At 32.7% G+C, this 19,252-nt stretch carries 23 protein-coding genes; 12 read left to right on the forward strand and 11 right to left on the reverse strand.

Annotated features, from left to right (window positions below; genetic code table 11):
• Nucleotides 1-52: 52 nt before the first annotated feature.
• Nucleotides 53-478, forward strand: coding sequence for a PepSY-like domain-containing protein (locus R1T42_RS04600; protein ID WP_317291474.1), 426 nt, complete (start codon nucleotides 53-55; stop codon nucleotides 476-478).
• Nucleotides 479-527: 49 nt separating this feature from the next.
• Here the strand turns inward: R1T42_RS04600 and R1T42_RS04605 are convergent, their stop codons facing one another.
• A complete protein-coding gene (locus R1T42_RS04605; RefSeq protein WP_317291475.1) occupies nucleotides 528-1,712 on the reverse strand; it encodes a GAF domain-containing sensor histidine kinase in 1,185 nt (394 codons plus the stop codon).
• A gap of 304 nt (nucleotides 1,713-2,016) precedes the next feature.
• Between R1T42_RS04605 and R1T42_RS04610 the strand changes: the two genes are divergently transcribed.
• The 7 genes from R1T42_RS04610 to R1T42_RS04640 all read left to right on the forward strand — a co-directional run bounded on the left by R1T42_RS04610 (nucleotide 2,017) and on the right by R1T42_RS04640 (nucleotide 7,896).
• Entirely contained in the window at nucleotides 2,017-3,021 is a 1,005-nt protein-coding gene (locus tag R1T42_RS04610; RefSeq protein ID WP_317291476.1) for a glycosyltransferase family 9 protein, read from the forward strand.
• An 18-nt stretch (nucleotides 3,022-3,039) separates the two neighbouring features.
• Nucleotides 3,040-3,555 (forward strand): membrane protein, encoded by a 516-nt coding sequence (locus tag R1T42_RS04615; RefSeq protein WP_036579166.1) that lies wholly within the window; start codon nucleotides 3,040-3,042, stop codon nucleotides 3,553-3,555.
• 34 nt (nucleotides 3,556-3,589) lie between these two features.
• Nucleotides 3,590-4,693, forward strand: a complete 1,104-nt coding sequence (locus R1T42_RS04620; RefSeq protein ID WP_317291477.1) for an MBL fold metallo-hydrolase — start codon at nucleotides 3,590-3,592, stop codon at nucleotides 4,691-4,693.
• A gap of 154 nt (nucleotides 4,694-4,847) precedes the next feature.
• Nucleotides 4,848-6,158: a DEAD/DEAH box helicase gene (locus tag R1T42_RS04625; RefSeq protein WP_317291478.1), complete on the forward strand. Its 1,311-nt coding sequence runs from the start codon at nucleotides 4,848-4,850 to the stop codon at nucleotides 6,156-6,158.
• A gap of 170 nt (nucleotides 6,159-6,328) precedes the next feature.
• On the forward strand, nucleotides 6,329-6,520 hold the full coding sequence (locus R1T42_RS04630; RefSeq protein ID WP_036579162.1) for a cold-shock protein: 192 nt from the start codon (nucleotides 6,329-6,331) through the stop codon (nucleotides 6,518-6,520).
• Between the two features lie 179 nt (nucleotides 6,521-6,699).
• Entirely contained in the window at nucleotides 6,700-6,891 is a 192-nt protein-coding gene (locus tag R1T42_RS04635) for a cold-shock protein (protein WP_042288823.1), read from the forward strand.
• A gap of 177 nt (nucleotides 6,892-7,068) precedes the next feature.
• Nucleotides 7,069-7,896: a heat-shock protein Hsp90 gene (locus tag R1T42_RS04640; RefSeq protein ID WP_317291479.1), complete on the forward strand. Its 828-nt coding sequence runs from the start codon at nucleotides 7,069-7,071 to the stop codon at nucleotides 7,894-7,896.
• A 57-nt stretch (nucleotides 7,897-7,953) separates the two neighbouring features.
• Here the strand turns inward: R1T42_RS04640 and R1T42_RS04645 are convergent, their stop codons facing one another.
• Nucleotides 7,954-8,259 carry a hypothetical protein gene (locus R1T42_RS04645; RefSeq protein WP_042272322.1) on the reverse strand — a complete coding sequence of 102 codons (306 nt, stop codon included), beginning with the start codon at nucleotides 8,257-8,259 and terminating at the stop codon, nucleotides 7,954-7,956.
• A 201-nt stretch (nucleotides 8,260-8,460) separates the two neighbouring features.
• Between R1T42_RS04645 and R1T42_RS04650 the strand changes: the two genes are divergently transcribed.
• Complete coding sequence (locus R1T42_RS04650; RefSeq protein WP_317291480.1) at nucleotides 8,461-8,712, forward strand: hypothetical protein; 252 nt, start codon at nucleotides 8,461-8,463, stop codon at nucleotides 8,710-8,712.
• Nucleotides 8,713-8,810: 98 nt separating this feature from the next.
• Nucleotides 8,811-9,173 carry a DoxX family protein gene (locus R1T42_RS04655; RefSeq protein ID WP_036579155.1) on the forward strand — a complete coding sequence of 121 codons (363 nt, stop codon included), beginning with the start codon at nucleotides 8,811-8,813 and terminating at the stop codon, nucleotides 9,171-9,173.
• A 3-nt stretch (nucleotides 9,174-9,176) separates the two neighbouring features.
• Here R1T42_RS04655 and R1T42_RS04660 read toward each other — a convergent pair whose 3' ends face one another.
• From R1T42_RS04660 to R1T42_RS04700, 9 genes are all read right to left on the reverse strand, one after another.
• Nucleotides 9,177-9,524 carry a DoxX family protein gene (locus R1T42_RS04660; protein WP_042296360.1) on the reverse strand — a complete coding sequence of 116 codons (348 nt, stop codon included), beginning with the start codon at nucleotides 9,522-9,524 and terminating at the stop codon, nucleotides 9,177-9,179.
• 258 nt (nucleotides 9,525-9,782) lie between these two features.
• On the reverse strand, nucleotides 9,783-10,511 hold the full coding sequence (locus R1T42_RS04665) for an acyl-CoA desaturase (RefSeq protein WP_036579152.1): 729 nt from the start codon (nucleotides 10,509-10,511) through the stop codon (nucleotides 9,783-9,785).
• 55 nt (nucleotides 10,512-10,566) lie between these two features.
• Nucleotides 10,567-11,136: a Crp/Fnr family transcriptional regulator gene (locus tag R1T42_RS04670; RefSeq protein ID WP_036579319.1), complete on the reverse strand. Its 570-nt coding sequence runs from the start codon at nucleotides 11,134-11,136 to the stop codon at nucleotides 10,567-10,569.
• A gap of 176 nt (nucleotides 11,137-11,312) precedes the next feature.
• On the reverse strand, nucleotides 11,313-11,612 hold the full coding sequence (locus R1T42_RS04675) for a hypothetical protein (protein ID WP_317291481.1): 300 nt from the start codon (nucleotides 11,610-11,612) through the stop codon (nucleotides 11,313-11,315).
• Nucleotides 11,613-11,831: 219 nt separating this feature from the next.
• Nucleotides 11,832-13,082: a mechanosensitive ion channel family protein gene (locus R1T42_RS04680; protein ID WP_317291482.1), complete on the reverse strand. Its 1,251-nt coding sequence runs from the start codon at nucleotides 13,080-13,082 to the stop codon at nucleotides 11,832-11,834.
• 239 nt (nucleotides 13,083-13,321) lie between these two features.
• The gene (locus tag R1T42_RS04685) at nucleotides 13,322-13,888 is read right to left on the reverse strand and encodes a DUF4494 domain-containing protein (RefSeq protein WP_036579147.1); all 567 of its coding nucleotides are present in this window, start codon (nucleotides 13,886-13,888) and stop codon (nucleotides 13,322-13,324) included.
• 198 nt (nucleotides 13,889-14,086) lie between these two features.
• Nucleotides 14,087-14,524, reverse strand: a complete 438-nt coding sequence (locus R1T42_RS04690) for a TlpA family protein disulfide reductase (protein ID WP_317291483.1) — start codon at nucleotides 14,522-14,524, stop codon at nucleotides 14,087-14,089.
• A 155-nt stretch (nucleotides 14,525-14,679) separates the two neighbouring features.
• Complete coding sequence (locus R1T42_RS04695; protein ID WP_317291484.1) at nucleotides 14,680-15,315, reverse strand: thiamine phosphate synthase; 636 nt, start codon at nucleotides 15,313-15,315, stop codon at nucleotides 14,680-14,682.
• A 94-nt stretch (nucleotides 15,316-15,409) separates the two neighbouring features.
• The gene (locus tag R1T42_RS04700; RefSeq protein ID WP_317291485.1) at nucleotides 15,410-16,024 is read right to left on the reverse strand and encodes a hypothetical protein; all 615 of its coding nucleotides are present in this window, start codon (nucleotides 16,022-16,024) and stop codon (nucleotides 15,410-15,412) included.
• Between the two features lie 512 nt (nucleotides 16,025-16,536).
• Between R1T42_RS04700 and dcm the strand changes: the two genes are divergently transcribed.
• Both dcm and R1T42_RS04710 read left to right on the forward strand, forming a co-directional pair.
• Nucleotides 16,537-17,826 (forward strand): DNA (cytosine-5-)-methyltransferase, encoded by a 1,290-nt coding sequence (gene dcm / locus R1T42_RS04705; protein WP_317291486.1) that lies wholly within the window; start codon nucleotides 16,537-16,539, stop codon nucleotides 17,824-17,826.
• 70 nt (nucleotides 17,827-17,896) lie between these two features.
• A complete protein-coding gene (locus R1T42_RS04710; RefSeq protein ID WP_317291487.1) occupies nucleotides 17,897-19,249 on the forward strand; it encodes a MutH/Sau3AI family endonuclease in 1,353 nt (450 codons plus the stop codon).
• Nucleotides 19,250-19,252: the final 3 nt, after the last annotated feature.

The following is a 19,252-nucleotide window of genomic DNA, read 5'->3' on the forward strand; positions in this document are numbered from 1 at the left end:
TCTTAAGACATGTATAACTTTAAGTATAGTACATTGTTAGAAAATTAAGAACATGAAAATTACCATACTATCACTTTTAATTTTATTTATTTCAACTACCGCAAGTTGTCAAGAGAAATCTGATAAGGTGCCGCAAGAAGTCATAAATGCATTTCAAACTAAATATCCCGGAGAAAATGATCCAGATTTTGAGCTTGATGATCATGGCTATTGGGAAGCACATTTTAAAAAAGATGGTGAGAAATACAGGGCAGATTTTCATGCCGATGGCACATGGAGAGAAACTGAAAATTCTATTAAGGACTCAGAAATTCCTAAGGCTATTCAAGAAGCGATAGAAAGAGAGTTCCCAGATAAAAAAATTACTGAGGCCGAGCACGTCATTAGCGCAACTCAAGGTGAATTCTATGATATTGAATTTGAACAGAAAGGAAAAAACATGGACGTCATGTACCGAAAAGATGGAACTAAAGTTTAAGCTTATAATCTTTAATTTAAAAACGTCGAAATTTTATTTCGACGTTTTTTTATACCTCTTTTTTCGGAAGAAAAATTTTAAATTCAGTCCATTTTTCTAATTCTGAGCTTACTTCAATTCTACCATTCATGTGTTCTAAAAGTCTAGCGACGGTAGCCAGACCAATTCCTGTTCCTGGTTTACCATTCTTATCCTCTTGAGTGGCTATATAGAATAACTTAAAAATTGATTCTATTCTATCTGGCGCAATACCCATTCCGTTATCTTTAATATGTAATTCATATTCATTAGAATGATTTATCAGAACAACGTCTATAGCTGTTTTTGATTTATCGCTATATTTTACAGCATTAGTAAATAAATTAATTAGAATTTGTTGAAGTGCTATTTCATTAGTTACCAGCGTTGTGTCTGTTTCTGGTATATAAATAACCTCTACACTATCATCCATTACAGTCATAGAAATAACATCTTCAATTAAATCCACGTAACTTACATTATCATAGTTCTCAGTAACCAATTCTTCACTGCGATAAAATTGCAACATGCCGTCTATATAACGGCTCATACTTTTAGTACTATCTTTAAGAATACCTAGATACTCTATCGATTGTGAGGATAGGCTAGTTGAATCTTCTTTAAGTAAATCTGATATCATAAGGATATTAGACAACGGTGCTTTTAAGTCGTGTGACACAATACCTGCAAAATCTTTTAACTCATCATTTCGCTCCTTTAATATGTTGCCTAATCTATCTAATTCAAAGGTTTTAAATCGTTCTTCAAAGAGAGACATCACCTGTTTAGCCATTGCTTTAAGAGCACTAATTTGATGACCAGTTAATACTCGTGGCTTATGATCATAAACGCATAAAGTCCCTAATTTATAACCGTTTACATCTACAAGAGGTACACCTGCATAAAATATAGCCTTTAAACCTTCTACTAATGGATTGTCTTTAAATCGTTCATCTTCTCTAGCGTCGGGAACAATCATTATATCTTCCTTACTTACAATAGCATGCCCACAAAAAGAAATATCTCGTGGTGATTCACTTAAATCAACACCTTGTCTTGATTTTAAAAAATTCCTGTCTTTATCCACTAGAGTAATCAATGAAATAGGAGCCTCACAAATACTAGAAATAGTAGAAGTGATGTTATCATAGTTTTCCTCGGGCATGGTATCTAGTAATTTATACTTTTCTACAGCAGCCTGTCTTTTGAATCTCATCTTTAGGAATAGGTGCAGCTATCATTGTTGTCAAATTATAACTGTAAATTAAGAGTATTATCATTGATATATACTCTGAAAATCACTTTTTTAAAGACTATATGTTATTGCTTATCATTATTATAGTTAATGCTATATAGATCATGATAATTGCGCTTTCGCGAAAGCGAGATCGTTAAAAACCTCACAGATTAAAATAAATTATTTAATTAAACACTTTGGTTGCTGTTGCTTACTTTTGCCATTCGTTTGAAATAAAACAATGGCGTCTTTTAAAAAAGTCAATAATTATCGCAGGAAAATCATGAAATCTCTAACGAGAAAGTTAGGGAGCAATCATGAACCGATGCTTGACGATTTAAAAGATCTTAAAGAAGTAAAAAGAGTGTTAATCGTGCGCACTAATCATAGATTGGGCAATCTTATTTTAATAACACCTTTAGTACAAGAAGTCATACGTACTTTTCCTAATGCAAAAATTGACCTAATTGTTCAAGGGTTTCTAGGGCCTATAATCTTTGAAAATTATGAAGCAGTTGATCATATCACTAGACTTCCTAAGAAACCATTTAAGAATCTTAAATATTATATTAAAGGAGCAACATCAGTTCGCAAATACAAATATGATTTTGCTATTAACGCTGTGATAGGCTCTTCTTCTGGTCGATTATATACACAAATGGCCAGAGCTAAGTATAAAGTCTTTGGAGAAGAAGGACAAGACTTTACTCAACAGTTTGAGGATGGACGTCATATCGCAAAAGAACAAGTCTATGCCTTCAGAGCTTATATGAGAAGATTAGGTTTTATTAGTGATAATTTACCAGTACCTAACCTAAGTTTAAAACTTAGTAATAAGGAATTACAAAGTGGACTAAAAAGACTACGAGAAATAGTTGATGATTCAAAGAAGGTCATTTCAATTTTCACATTTGCTACTGGAGATAAATGTTATCAACCAGAGTGGTGGATACCGTTTTATAAAAGATTACAATTAGAGTATCCAGATTATCACATTGTAGAGGTGTTGCCTTATGAAAATGTTTCACAAATCAATTTTACAGCGCCATCTTATTACAGTAAGGATATAAGAGAAATTGCAGCTTTCATTTCTCATACTGATGTGTGGATAGGTGCCGATTGTGGAATCATGCATCTTGCAAGCGCATCTGGAGCACCTGTTGTAGGATTGTTTTCAAGAACTAATCGTCACGTATACGAACCTTTTAACGGAAAGAGTTTTTCCTTATTTACAGGAGACTTAACCTATGATGAAATAATTAAAGCCGTAGATGGCGTTATTAAATAAATTTAAACTTTATATATTATGGCAAGACCAAGTGCTACATCGCTTAAAATGAGAATATTTCACCGCTATTTAGGGTTTTTCCTTGCAGGAATAATGGCTATTTATGCAATAAGTGGTATTGTTTTAATTTTCCGTGATAGTGATGTAATGAAACGCGAGGTTTCCTATACAAAAACAATTAATGCACAACTCAATGAGAAAGCTTTAGGACAGGCTATAGGTGATAAGCGATTAAAGATAGAAAAAGTGAATGGCGATGTATTGACCTTTAAAAATGGAGATTATAACAAAGCAACTGGTGCTGTAAATTATACAAAAATGGAATTACCATATGTTTTGGATAAAATGACTCACTTACACAAAGCAAAATCTAGCCAACCTTTATTCTTTTTAAATATCACATTTGGTCTAGGATTATTATTCTTTGTATTATCCAGTTTCTGGATGTTTATGCCTGGTACTTCTATATTCAAAAAAGGAATGTATTATACGGCAGCTGGTATAGTGCTAGCCTTAGTTTTGTTATTTATTTAAAGAATTGAAGACATTTAAAAAAATACTACGACGCATGATTTGGACCATCCTTAGCATCATTATTTTACTTGTTGTAGTATATTTTGTATTTGTCAATTTCTATCCCACTTTTGGAGGTGATGTAAATGAAGATAGACAACGTTTATATCAATCATCATCAAACTTTTCTGATCATAAGTTTAGAAACATTGATGCTAGTGTACCACCTGATTTAGGGTTAAGTAAAACTTTAGGTGTCGCTTATAAGTTCTTTACTACTAAGGTTCCTAATGGATCACCATCACATGATCTTCAGGTACAAAAAGTCAATAAAAAGATATTAAAAGAACAGGATTCTACACAATTGATATGGTTTGGTCATTCTGCTTTTTATTTAAAAATGAATGATAAAAGCATTCTCATAGATCCTATGTTTGGTAATGTGGCAGCTCCACATCCATGGTTAGGTGCAAATCGTTTTAATAGTGAATTACCTATTGAAATTGAAGATTTACCGTCTATTGATGCCGTTATTATATCTCACGATCATTACGATCACCTAGATTATGATTCTATTATAGCTTTAAAAGATAAAGTTTCTCATTATTATGTCCCATTAGGTGTAGGCGTTCATTTAGAAGCATGGGGAATAGAGTCCAGTGCTATTACAGAACTAGACTGGTGGCAAGAGGTGACACTAGGTGATATACAACTAGCGTGTACGCCAGCACAACATTTTTCTGGTAGAAAGATAGGAGCAGAGCAAAGTACTTTATGGAGTAGTTGGGTGATACAAAATGAGACTGAAAAGTTATTCTTTAGTGGTGATAGTGGCTATAGCGATCATTTTAAAGCTATTGGGAATCAATATGGTCCATTTGATCTAGCTTTAATGGAATGCGGTCAGTACAACGAGTTGTGGTCTGATATTCACATGATGCCAGAGGAAACAGCTCAAGCTGGTAAGGATCTTAATGCTCGCGTAATAATGCCTATTCACTGGGCAGGATTCAAACTAGCTTTACATGATTGGCGAGATCCAGTGAATCGTGTTACTACTGCTGGTGAATTATTAAATCTACCTGTTATCACACCTCAAATTGGTGATGTGATACATCTCGATGATACTGCATCAGCTTATGGGCAGTGGTGGAAGTAGAGGTTCGATTTATTGAACATTACATTGCATAATATCCGTCTTTAACCTCGCTTTCGCGAAAGCGGAATACCTATTTACTGAGCAAGTATATCATCAAACTCACTTATGATCATTCTTAAGGCATCACCTTATAAGAAACGACTACTTTTGCACTATGTCAACAACTATAAAGAATCAAGAACAAATACTTGCAAAATTAGGAATCACAACACTGAATCCTATGCAAGAACAGGCCTTACTAACCATACCTGCCTATCCTAATACTATTTTACTGTCACCTACAGGTACCGGAAAAACGCTCGCTTTTCTATTACCCGTCATTGATTTATTAAAACCACAAATTAAAGAGGTACAGCTTCTTATCATAGTTCCATCGAGAGAACTAGCTATTCAAATTGAGCAAGTGATACGTGATATGGGAACTGGTTTTAAGGCAAACGCAGTATATGGTGGACGTCCTATATCAAAAGATAAAATAGAACTTGCCCATACACCAACTATATTAATAGGTACTCCAGGTCGTGTGCTAGATCATCTAGATCGTGAAAGTTTCTCAATTGATGATCTTACAACAATTGTACTTGATGAGTTTGATAAGTCTCTAGAAATAGGGTTTGAACGTGAAATGAGTGATATCATGAGTACCCTAGTCAATGTTAAAAAGCGAATTCTAACTAGTGCTACTCAAAACATACGTATACCAGATTTTGCAAGAGTTAAAAATCCTAAGGTAATAGATTATACCGCGACAGGTGTTAAAGAGTTGGCTATTAAAAAAGTGAGCTCTCCAGATAAGGATAAATTAAAAACGTTAGTAGAATTATTACACCATATAGGAAACCAGCCAGGTATCATATTTTGTAATTTTAAGGACACGATCAATTTTGTTAGCGAATACTTAAGTACTCACGATATTGAACATGGACTTTTCTATGGTGGTATGGAGCAACAAGAGCGTGAACGTGCGCTGATAAAATTTAGAAACGGTACTCATCAAATTATCATTGCAACAGATCTTGCAGCACGTGGATTAGATATTCCAGAATTGAAATATATCATACACTATCAATTGCCTCTAAAGGCAGAAGAGTTTACGCATAGAAATGGTAGAACGGCACGTATGAATGCCGCTGGAACTGCATATGTATTGCAGTGGAATAAAGAAACCGTGCCGGAATTTATAACAACAGAAGACGTTCTGGTACCAGATGCTATTAAAAGTTCTTTACAAACAGAATGGGCTACCGTATTTATTTCTGGTGGTCGTAAGGATAAAATTTCTAAAGGTGATATCGCTGGGTTGTTCTTTAAACAAGGTGGATTAAATAAAAATGAGTTAGGAGTTATAGAGTTGAAACAGGATTGTGCTTTTGTAGCTGTACCTAAGAAAAAACTTTATGATGTGATTGAAAAGACTAATAATACGCGGCTTAAAAAGAAAAAGGTGCGCATTTATGAACTTTAGTTAATCTAATTGCTTGAAAAAGAATGCCTTTTAGTCGTTATATATTAGTTTTATAAGCTTGAAAGGCTTGTTAAGCCTCAATAAATGAAGATATATCAAAAAATAAAGCCGATTAGCAGTTTAATGGCTCTATCTTTGCAACTTACATTATATAATTTAATTACATTAAGATGAGTAAAGGAACAGTAAAATTTTTCAACGAGACTAAAGGATTTGGTTTTATCACTGAAGAAGGAGTAGACAAAGATCACTTCGTACACATTTCAGGATTAATCGACGAGATCCGTGAAGGTGACGAGGTTGAATTTGACCTTAAAGAAGGTAACAAAGGATTAAATGCAGTGAACGTAAAAGTTCTTTAAGACATATATTCAAAGTTTAAGAAAAAGCCCATCCATGTGATGGGTTTTTTTATGCGCTATTTTTTGTGAATTGATGATGAGTGGTATTAACAAGAGTAGAGATTTGAATATAATAGTTGGTTTAAAAGATGGCACGTGCTTTGCTAACTAAACAGTATAATAAATTTAATTACATTACAATGAGTAAAGGAACAGTAAAATTTTTCAACGACACCAAAGGATTTGGATTCATCACTGAAGAAGGAGTAGACAAAGATCATTTTGTACACATTTCAGGATTAATCGATGAGATTCGTGAAGGTGACGAAGTAGAATTTGATCTTAAAGAAGGAAACAAAGGATTAAATGCCGTGAACGTTAAAGTTCTATAGGACATATATTTTTAAAGTTTTAGAAAAAGCCCATCCATAGTGATGGGCTTTTTTATGATCTATTTTCTAGAATCATCAATAATTAGAGATAAAGCTTGAGATAAGTTTAACAGCACATCACAACTCAAATGATAATTAATATGGAAATTTGTATTTCCAAAAAAATAAAATATAATTATGAAAAAAATCTTACTGATATGGGGCTTAGCCATAGCTATTACGAGTTGTAAGGAAGCACAAAAAGAAATTGAGATAACAAAAGAAACGACCAAAGTTACTGATATAGTTGATTTAGAGCCTATTAGTGAGTTTACAGCAGCGATTGAAATGGCACACAAAAAAGATGCTTTTTTAGATAAGGATGCAGTACAATATGACTTTAGTGTAGCATTTGGTGGTAATACAATCTTTGAAGGTGTAATTACTCAGGAAACAGATGGTTCAATGATGCATATGGTGAAAAACGATGGTAGTGTAATTGTTTTTGATGGTGATAAAGTATTCGCTAGTAATGAAGCTGATTTAACTAACCCAATGACTAGATTTCACATCTTCACTTGGCCATATTTCTTTTCTATGCCATATAAATTAAACGATGGCGGTACGATTTGGCAAGATGAAAAAGCAATGACATGGGGCGATACAACTTTTCCGACAGCTCGATTATCTTTTGAAAATGGAGTAGGTGATACCTCTGAGGACTGGTACGAGGTTTACAAAAACCCAGAAACTAATGTTCTTGCAGGAGTTGCTTACATCGTTAGTTATGGTAAAGGAGTTGAGGCTGCAGAAAAAGAACCACATGCTGCAAAATATAACGAGTTAACTATGGTTGACGGTGTGCCGTTTGCTACTAATTGGTCTTTTCATAATTGGAATCCTCAAGATGGTTATACCAATCAAATAGGTCTGGCTACTATAAAAAATATCCAGTTTGTTAATAAAGAAGATTCTTTCTATGCACAACCTGATGGTGCTGGAGAGGTTGCTATGCCTGGTGAGTAAAACTTATCTGATATAAAAAAAGCCTGTCATGAGACAGGCTTTTTTTATATCAAAATTTTAACCTTGTAGAGATACGCTCGCATTACATGCTGCACAAGTCATAGCTTTTCCTGCAGTCAAATCCTTTGTTTTAAAGCTTATTATCGTGCCGCAGTCAGGACATGGAATTGTTGTTTCATTAACTTTTTTACTTTTAGTAAATAGTTTCAATTCTTTAAGTTTTTGAGCATCGACATCAGTAGGCTCATTTATTCCTAGAATAGTGTCACATTTTGAACAAGTAAATGTTTGACCTTTTAAATAGAGCTCTGTATCTACAGCGATAGGTGTGTCACATTTTATGCATGGTATATCATTAATCATATTCAATAGGATTTTAAGTATGCAAAATTATTCTTTAAACTTATCATATACTATTAAGTGCTATGATATAAATGAGATTTACATAATTTAGTAATTCATAAAAGTTATTACACTATCGCGCTTCAATATTTATTCATATGTTCTGCAAATAAGGATCGATCAAAAACGGCCGAAGACTTTTTCAGTTCTCAATATAGACAAATGTCCTTTGAATCTGCAGGCACAAATGATGTGACTTGTAAAAAGTTAGGGACGAACCTAGTTACAAAAGATATGATGGAAAAATCCCATAAAGTATATGTTATGGAGACCAAACATCAGATCTCTTTACAAAAGAAATTTGGGAATCAATTCTTTAATAAGATTACAATTCTACATATTCCCGACATCTATAAATATGGATCTTCAGAATTAATAGATATTCTTAAAAAAAGAGTTTGTTTTGATTATTAGATTGACTTTAACATAAATTCATACATGTTCCTTTAAATTTATTAAAAATATAAAGAAAGTATTTAAATCTGCTTTCGCGAAAGCATAATAAAAAAAACATGGAATATTTTATCATCGCCCTTAAGGCTGTAGTAGCAATTAGTTTATTAAATGTATGGTTATTACAATTTAATAAAGCCACCAAATGGCGCGGTGGAAATGCACAAAATATGATTGAAGAATTTAGGGTTTATGGTTTACCAGCATGGATGTGCTATGCTGTTGGCTTTTTTAAAGTAACTCTATCGTTACTCTTAATAGCTTCTATATGGTATCCTAACTTAGAAAATATTGCTGCAATAGGTCTTGCTTTATTGTTATCGGGTTCTATATCTATGCATATTAGAATTAAGGATCCAATGTTTAAATCTATTCCTGCAGCTATATTTTTAGCAATGTGTTTAATCATTGCTATTATATAAAGGTTAAAGCATAAGGAAAAAGCGGTAAGCCAAATAAGCATTTAATAAACCAAACAGAAATGCTGGTGCAGATAGCACAAAACTATCCTTAATTTTTAAACGTACTCCAAATCCTAAAAACATCAGTAAGGATAAGCCTAGAGCACCCATAAACCCAAGTATCGATATGGTATAAAGCCCTAGTATGATACTTAAACCACCTAATATTTGAAGTATACCAGTCAAATTGCGATATTGCGGAATACCAAATCGCTCAAACTCTAATACCATACGGTTAGAAAGTAGACAACTGAAACCGTAAAAAAGGAAACATGCGCCAGAGAATAAGGCTATTACTGTAAAGGAAGTCATATATTATTAATGAGTTAGTAATTTACTCTTATTGAATTTATATCACAAGCTTTTACAGAAAGATTAGGATTGTACTCTTCATTTAATTTACGTGAGATATTTAATAACATAATTAGCTCAGCTTCTCATAAAGCGGTAACAAAAAAGGTTCCTAAGAATTACTTAGGAACCTTTTTTTAAACCATTAAACTTCATGAATACCATGAAGGATAGAGGATACGTTTTAGCTCTAAAAATGGAGTTGCTTATACAATAAAATTAAGCTCTTTTTAATTTAATAACACCTATTGAATTCAATACTTTAATGACTAAGTAGGTCATGTCTATTTCATACCATTTCACACCAAAATTTGCTCTACTAGCATGTTTATGATGATTATTATGATAACCTTCTCCCATCATTAAAAAATCAAATCGGAATAAGTTTTTACTCGTGTTTTTCATTTTAAAGTTTACATAGCCATATATATGACCGAACCAGTTGATGATCACACCATGAACAGGTGCCATCAAAAAAGTAAGTGGTAATAATAACCATTGCCACCAGGCTGTTGCAAATAGGGCAAAGAATAATACGTAACCAGTAATCCATAAAAGTCTAGAGAATCTAGAACTAGCAAATTGATCAAAGCCTTTCCATTGTGGCACGTCTTTAGTAAAACGTTGATCTACCTCAATACGTTGTTTATTGATATCTTGATATATGGTTTTAGTCTTCCACATCATGGCAAATAAATTTGCGTCATGTGATGGAGAATGAGGATCTTTTTCAGTGTCTGTATAGGCATGGTGCATGCGGTGCATGATCCCATAGCCATAAGCACTTAAATAACTAGCGCCTTGAAATATCCAAGTAAGGATAAAAGTAATGCGCTCCATCGTCTTAGACATCGTAAATACTTGATGAGCAGCATATCGATGCAGGAAAAACGATTGAAAAAACAAACCGCCATACCACAGCACCAAAACAAAAATTATAATAGTCATGTTTTTTTTACAAAGGTAAATTCACGCACCTAGCTAAACAATGAACCTAAATCAATTAAATGCGCTTTCTAATCCTACTTAAGGCTTGTGCGGTAACACCTATATAAGAACTGATATACTTTAACGGTATATCTTTTAAAAGCTCTGGACGCTCTTTAAATAGCTTGATGTAACGTTCTTCAGCAGTAAGATTAAGAAGATTTTGTTCTCTCTTTGATTTGATTAAAAATAGACGCTCTGCAGTAAGTCGACCTATAAGGTTACCTATTTGAGTGGTTTGATAAACCGACTGTAAATCTGCATAGGTAATGCTTAAAATTGTGGTGTCTGTTAAAGCTTGTAATTGATATGCTGACGGAGATTGTGTTAAGAAAGAATCATAAGCACTTATAAATTGATCCTTAAAACTAAAACCAAAAGTGATTTCTTTCTCGGTATCTTCTTTAGGTATGTATAAACGTACCACACCAGATTCTATAAATGAAATATGATTCTCTATTTGATTTATTTTTAAGAACACCTCTTTTTTGGCAACAAAACGGCGCTGTAATTTGGACATAAAAAACTCCCAATCTTCATTAGATATGGAGGCAATTTGCTCGAGATATGCTTTAATCTGCTTCACTAGAATAGGGACTTTAATAGAATTCGAAGATAGTAATTCATTAGATTTATAATCTATGACGATTATCATTTAAGCCTATGTAATTATAGTTTATATCAAGTAATGCATTAAGGCTAGTCCATTAAAAAAGCTCTCCTAATGCAGAGAGCTTTGAATGAATTATATTTTTGTGACCATTATCGGGCAGCATCGTTACGTTCAAGGTTGTTTTTGCGTTCAGATCCCTGACTATGCAATTTATTTTCCTCATCATTGAGTCCATTAGGGCCATGATTTTTTTGTGCACTTGTGCGTCCTGGTATATCAAGATCTTTTCCAGTAAAATCGACCTTTTCTTCTCGATTGATTAATTGCTGATCTGATTGATCATCAGAATGAATGTTAGCATTATCATTACGTAAGGTTTGTAAATCTTCCTGAGTCACGTCTGGATTATAAGGTAAGTTTTCTTTGTTTTTTGATTCTTCAGTCTTCATAATTTTTCCTTTTACTTAAAGATAAAGAACCCATAGAAGAACCAGGTCTCAATTAACAATACCACAACAATGATTAACAATAGATTGTAATTTATATATCACTTCTGTTAAAGTAGTTAAGAAAAAACAACAATTTACTAATAGAGTCAGATAATAGCTCGGTATAATGCTGTGTGATGATATAATTACGCTTTCGCGAAAGCGTAATTCATAGTCCAGTTATGCCTTAATATCCTTAAAACTTGAATTACTAGGATACTCAAAAATCTCAAGATTGAAATAAGGAACAGCTGCAATCGTGTGGTCAAATATATCTGCCATTATATATTCATAATTTTTCCATCTCTTATCACTACTAAAGGCATAGATTTCTATAGGAATTCCGTGAGCAGTAGGAGCGAGCTGTCGTACCATGATCATCATGTCTTTATTTACACCACTGTGTTGTTCAATATAGGTTTCAAGGTACTTTCTAAATACACCGATATTAGTCAGGTTGCGGCCATTTAACAAGATGTCTTTATTGGTATTTTGCTCACTATTATAACTGTCTATGTCTGATTGTCGAGTCTCTAGATAACTCGATATCAAGCTTATATTTTTTAAGGTATCTACTTCATCTTTAGTTAAATAACTAACGCTATCTAATTTAATGTTTAAGGCTCTTTTAATACGTCTACCATCAGACACTTCCATACCACGCCAGTTTTTAAAAGAGTCTGATATTAACGCATAAGTAGGTATCGTGGTAATAGTTTTATCAAAGTTTTGAACCTTCACCGTAGATAAGTTAATTTCTATCACGTCACCATCTGCACCATATTTTTCAAAGGTGATCCAGTCACCTATACGCACCATATCGTTAATAGAGACTTGTATACTGGCCACAAACCCCAAAATAGTATCTCTAAAGACTAAAATAATAATAGCAGATGCAGCACCTAGAGTGGTAAAGAATTTAATAAACTCAACACTGGTTATAATAGCAAACGCAGATAATAATCCCAGTGCCCAAGCAAAGATCATAAACACCTGTATATAGCTGTCTATGGGCTTATCTCTTAATCGAGGTAAGGTTTTAAAATAATCCTTAAGCGCGTTTAATAAACTGCGTACAATCCATAATGTCAATATGATAGCAAAAACTTTAAAGCCTTTTTCTACCATGTTTTCAAAATAAGGAAAGTCCTGAAAAACAATAGGAATAAACTCAAGTCCAAAAATAAGCGGAATGATATGCGCTATGTTTTGAGGTACTTTATTAGAGACTAAAAAATTGTCAAAATTAGTCTTGGTCTTTACCGTAAACTGTGTGAACAGCTTTATAAAAATCTTTTTAATGATATAATCCACTAAAAATGCAATGACCAGTAAAGCTACAAGAAGAATGAGCATATTTAAATACTTAGCATACACTGCAGTCATACCAGTCTCTACTAGATAATCATATATAAAGTGTTTCATACTCATAGTTGTACTGTTTTAATCTTGTACTGTGTGTCAATGATTTGATCAAGCTAACAGGTTGTAAAATTAACCATCAATAAATCAATTAAGGTCTGTTTAACAATCTTTATGAAATCTAGTGGATTATGGAATCTTTAAGCGCTCCATTACCTTAGAAAAAGAGTAGGAGCTATGGTTAGAAAAATTAAAAGGCCCAACAATCATCAATGATAGTCGGGCCTTTTATAAAACTATAGAAAATGTTATTCCTCTTCGTCTGCAGTAGCGAGAACATCTGCCATTTCTAGATCTTCATCCATGGCGTGGTTTGCCGGTACAGAATCTTTAAGAGCTACAAAAGCTTTTAAACGTTCCATATCTTCATCTTCACCCGTAAAATATGGAAATACATCCATAATAGGTGATTCTGTAATGGCAGGTATGGTATATTCTCCCATGGTATCCTTCATGGTACTCACGGTATTATCATAAGCTTCTTTTACATCGTTTGCCTGTACTAATAGATACAGGTTGGTCTTACGTTCTTTACCACTTTCTTCATCAAACGCGATTAGGGAAACACGCGATTTAAACCATCGATCAGTATTCTCAAACGGATGGATTTCGGCAAAATTTGCCACTTTTATATTAGTGATTTTAATCTCCTCACTTTCTGGCAAGTAAGCTGCCATTTCTTGAGTGATTCTACTTTCTGCCTCTGTATAAGAAATCGCATCTACTAGAAATGGTTCTGTTTTAATTTTTTGTGTGCCTGACGCTTCATCAAATTTTCTATATTTCACTTTACATTCGTACCAGGTTGCGCTCATCTTTTTTGTTTTTAGGGTGCCAAATATACCCTAGCACAACAACTCAAATCCTCAAAAAACCGAATAGATATTCACAATTTGAAGTGGTCGTTTTTAGGTGGTTTAATCCTAGAGGTTTAGGAGATTTATTTTTTTTTTAAAATAATGGATAGTAATAATCTCGCTTATGCGAAAAGGGAATCATAAAAAACATTGGAACTATGCATTTACTAAACTTTCTAGCGCATAAAACAATCGATTCTTAGCATTATCTTGAGAACCGAAGATAGAACGGTAAAGCTCACCTGTTGCGGTGATGAGTAACCATTGTGGTGTACCTTCTGCTTTAAACTGGTCATATACCTGATGATGCTGGTCGATGTAAATAGGAAATGGGATCTCACCACTGGTAAAAATACTTTTAATGTTCTGTTTTGTGCCTTCGCGATTTGTAAAGTCACTGTGTATCGCTGCGACTTTAATATCTGGATATTGTAATTGGAATTCATAGGCGAGTGGTATGGCACGACCAGTACAGCCTAGACAGTCATTATTATAAATAAGTAATAGTTGCACTTTACCAGAATGCTGTTGTATCAAGTCTACATTCTTTAAATCGAGATCTTTAACGACTATGGATGCGATAGGTGAATTCATATTTGTGATTTAAAATGCTGTTTTTGTGTTTGTTTTGATCACTTATCTGGTATGCGTTAAGGATTGTAACGGCATCCTTTTGCGATGGAGCAAAAGATATAGTGAAAAGCCTGACCCGATAGGGAAACGCCCTAATGATTGCTCATCAAATCGATTTATTTAAAACTATGACGCATCTCGCCAGTTGATGAGGCACCTAATAGTTCATTAAAGGTCTTAATACTATTGAAATCATTATCTATAGCTAGTGATACAGCTAGTCCTGAGATGCCTGTTTTTAATAGACTATCTACATCATCTGTAGTGATATCGCCATAAGCGAGGACTGGCGTTTCTGTATCAAGCGATTCCATAAGAATCTTGTATACTGTAAGGTCTAATGGTTTTACAGAATCAATTGTTGTCGTTTTAAATGGTCCTAACGCGATATAGTCAACGTCATTACTCAATAAGTCCTCACAGTCTTGCAGGTGATGTGCTGCAGCACCTATGGATTGCCAGCTATATAATTGCTCGCGCACGTGAGTAGGGCTGGAGTCAGTAGGTAAGAGGTAGACGCCATCTAACTTAAGTTCAATTGCGATTTTATAATGGGACCTGATGATTAATCTAGTTTGAAAATGAGAGGTGATTTTAAGAACCTCTGTGGCTAGTGTCAATCGTTCATTTTCTAAAATGTGTTCGAGATCTAGTTGTATTAATTCGGCTCCAGAACTACAAGCTTTTTGAATATGATCTAGGTGAGTGGTTGCTGTTGTAGCTTGTGATAGGTAATGTAGCTTAGGAATCATTGCGGTGCGACTTTGATAATGTTGAATAAATCATTTAAAGAATGATATTGTGATGTGACCGTAGTTTTAAAATATCACATCAAGCATTGTTTATCTATGATTTATTTTTAAAAAGAATTGTTATTTCTTTAAGTAAACGTTCTTTAATTTGATCTAAAGATTTAACGTTAGACGCTGTAACTGTTGTTGTTGCTATAGGTTTATCTTCTTTGGTTTTATCAATATCATATACGGCAGCTTCTATAATATAGGTGGTAACTTCTTCTGTATCGTATTCAATGTTTTTCTGGTCTGGACCATCAATATTTAATGGTTGTAAACTATTCATGTAATTGTGTAAAGACTTTGTGGCAACCGTGTCGATAGAGACAGATTTTTGAGAGGCAAAAAGTATCTTACTGATATTTTTCTCTTGGCAATCTTTAATAAATGTATTAATCTCTTGCTGTGTTCTAACTTCCTTATAGGTAACGTCTGGAAAGACCTCATGCATTTTATAGCTAGTGATACCTTTTTGTGTGAGCATATCTGCTGTTTCATTCTCAAAATCTTTTTGAAGATCTTGGTCTTCAGTATTTGCATAAATCAACATGATATCTATACTTTCATTTTTAAAATCGTCAGACATCCATTGTGATGCCGTAATGTTTGAAGAAGAACAACTTATAGATAATATGATAATGGTTACGAAAAGCGTAATTTTTTTCATGGAGTTGGTTTTTATGCAAGTTACTTAATTTGATAAAACCACTGTAGAACTACTTGTAAATATTGAGCTTGTTTTAATTTACTCATTTATAAATTTAATGGTTTAAGTAAAAAATATGGGATTTCTCATTGTGATAGATCTCTGGCTATATTAAACCATTACCTGGAATACTTTCATTATAACTATAAACTGAACAAATCGTGGATTATGGCCTAATTAAAAACAAGCCTTTATTGTTCTATAATGTGCTGTGTTATGTAACTTGAGCTTTGGATAAAAGCGAAAGTATTTCTACAGTTTCTTCAAAAAAAATTATTCTCAAAAGTTTCTTCTACAATGTTAATGGAACACTTTTTATGCGACGACGTAGGAGAGAAGTGGAATGTGTGTGGAATGGGTTTTAAACTTGAATGTTGAAAAATACTTGATTAATTTACTAATATGACTATAATAATTAAGATTAAAAGTGATATAATTATTTTTTAAAAATAACATTAAATAATTATTTATATATGCCGATTAGAGTTGTTGAACTTTTTGCTGGAGTAGGTGGATTTAGAATAGGATTAGAAGGATATCCAAAAAGAAATGACGCTAATTATGATGTAGTATGGAGTAACCAATGGGAACCAAGTACTAAAGCACAACATGCAAATATGGTTTATGAGAATCGTTGGCCAAATGCTAATCATTGTGGAGAAAACATTGAAGAAGTAATAGAAAACAAATTTGATGAGATACCAAATCATGACTTATTAGTTGGTGGATTTCCTTGTCAAGATTATTCGGTAGCAACAACTTTAAAAAATTCTAAAGGTTTAATTGGAAAAAAAGGAGTTTTATGGTGGAGTATTGAAGCTATTCTACGAAGAAAAGCTGAAAACAGACCAAGATATCTTATGCTTGAAAATGTTGATAGATTGTTAAAATCTCCATCAAAACAAAGAGGTAGAGATTTTGCAGTTATGTTAGCTTCATTAAATAATCTTGGTTATGCTGTTGAATGGAGAGTAATTAATGCTGCTGAATATGGAATGCCACAGAGAAGAAGAAGAGTTTTCTTTTTAGCTTATCGTAATGATACTAATATATACAATAGAATTTTAGAAACGCAAGACAAAGAAGATTGGCTTGATTCTGATGGAATAATAGCAACTGCTTTTCCAGTTCGAGAGATAAATGAAAAAATAAAAAGAGGTAACATTGAGGGAGATTTAATCAATATTTCTGAAGAATTTAATAAAGGTGAAAAAAATAGTCCATTTGAAAATTGTGGAGTGATGATTAATGGAGAGTATACAACAGTTAAAGTAAAACCAGATTATCAAGGACTAAAACAAACTCTAGGAAGTAAATTAATTGATATTGAAGAAGTACCAAATGAGTTTTTCATATCTCAAGAAGATATAAATAAACAAAAAGGTTGGAAGTATCTTAAAGGCTCTAAAAGTGAAGTAAGACAGACTAAAGAAGGCTTTAAATATAATTATAGTGAAGGAAGTATGATTTTTCCAGATGCATTAGATAATGCTTCTAGAACAATTATAACTGGAGAAGGAGGGAAGTCGCCATCAAGATTTAAGCATGTAGTAGAACAAAATGGGAGATTAAGAAGATTAACTCCCAAAGAACTTGAACGCTTAAATATGTTTCCTGACAACCATACAGAATTAGATGGAATATCAGACACCAAAAGAGCATTTTTTATGGGAAATGCTTTAGTTGTTGGTATAGTTAAAAAATTAGGAGAAGAGCTAAGTGAAAGAGTAGACGCTATTATAAACCAAGAACAATTTGCATAAACAATTGCCATACGATAAAAAAGATTCAATCTCAATTGAGAATTATTCTAAAGGTCTAATTAATAAATCCATGAGAGATTTATATGGTAAAGATTTAGAAAATGCTTATTCTGGAAAAGGTAAATTAGGACAGTTAGTAGAATTCTTATATTTTGGATATAAACCAAATTCAAACCCTGAACCAGATTTTCCAGAAGCTGGTGTTGAATTAAAAACAACTCCTATAAAAAAAAACTCAAAAGGTTTAGTTTCTAAAGAACGATTGGTTTTTAATATCATAGACTTCGAAGAAGAATATAAATATTCTTTTAAAGAAAGTAGTTTTTGGAAAAAAAATAGTCTTTTACTTTTATTATTTTATTTATATGAGAAAGATAAAATAGATATAGATTATCTATTTAAAATAGCTAGACTATGGCGTTTTCCATTAACTGATTTAAAGATAATTAAAGACGATTGGAATACAATTGTAAATAAAATTAAGTCTGGAAAAGCTCATGAAATTTCTGAAGGAGACACATTATATCTTGGTGCTTGCACAAAAGGGTCTACTGCTTTAAAATCAAGAAGAACACAACCATTTTCTAATGAAAAAGCACAACAAAGAGCATTTTCATTAAAATCAAAATACTTGAACTTCATCATTGAGAAAAGTTTAAAAGGAGATTATGCTTTAACAAAACTTGATGATGAATATTTACAGTTTTTAGAGGATGATATTAATACTTTTAATGAACCTGAATCTGGATATGGGAATTTATTTGATACTCAAGAAGCAATAATTAAAGATGTTAATGATTATAAAAAGGGGCAAACCTTTGAAGATCTAATTATAGAAAAGTTTTCAAAGTATTATGGATATTCTGAACAAGAGCTAAAAGATAAGTTCAACCTAAATGTTAATTTGAGAGCAAAAAATAAAAGCTATGTTTTTGCAAAAGCTATATTAGGTATTAGCAAAGATAAAATTGAAGAATTTGAAAAAGCTGAAATAGAATTAAAAACTATTAAGCTTGAGGCAACAGATACTTTAAAGGAAAGCATGTCTTTCGCACAAATAAAGTATAAAGAAATTATAAATGAAGAATGGGAAGAATCATATTTATTTAACAAATTAACCAAACGCTTTTTATTTGTAATCTTTCAAAAAGATGAGAATAAGGTTGCGAGATTAAAGAAAGTAATGTTTTGGACTATGCCAACTAATGATCTAATTATTGCAGAAAAATTTTGGAGGCACACTAAAAAAAATATCCAAAAAGGTGATTATAAAGATTTCTGGAAATTAAAAGATCATAAGATTTGCCATGTAAGACCAAAAGGATTCAATTCAAAAGATTTGATGGAAACACCTCAAGGAACATTAGAGAAAAAGAAATCTTATTGGCTAAATAGCAGATATATATTAAATCAAATAAATTAATAT

The organism is Nonlabens ulvanivorans (assembly GCF_032922765.1).
Classification (GTDB): domain Bacteria; phylum Bacteroidota; class Bacteroidia; order Flavobacteriales; family Flavobacteriaceae; genus Nonlabens; species Nonlabens ulvanivorans.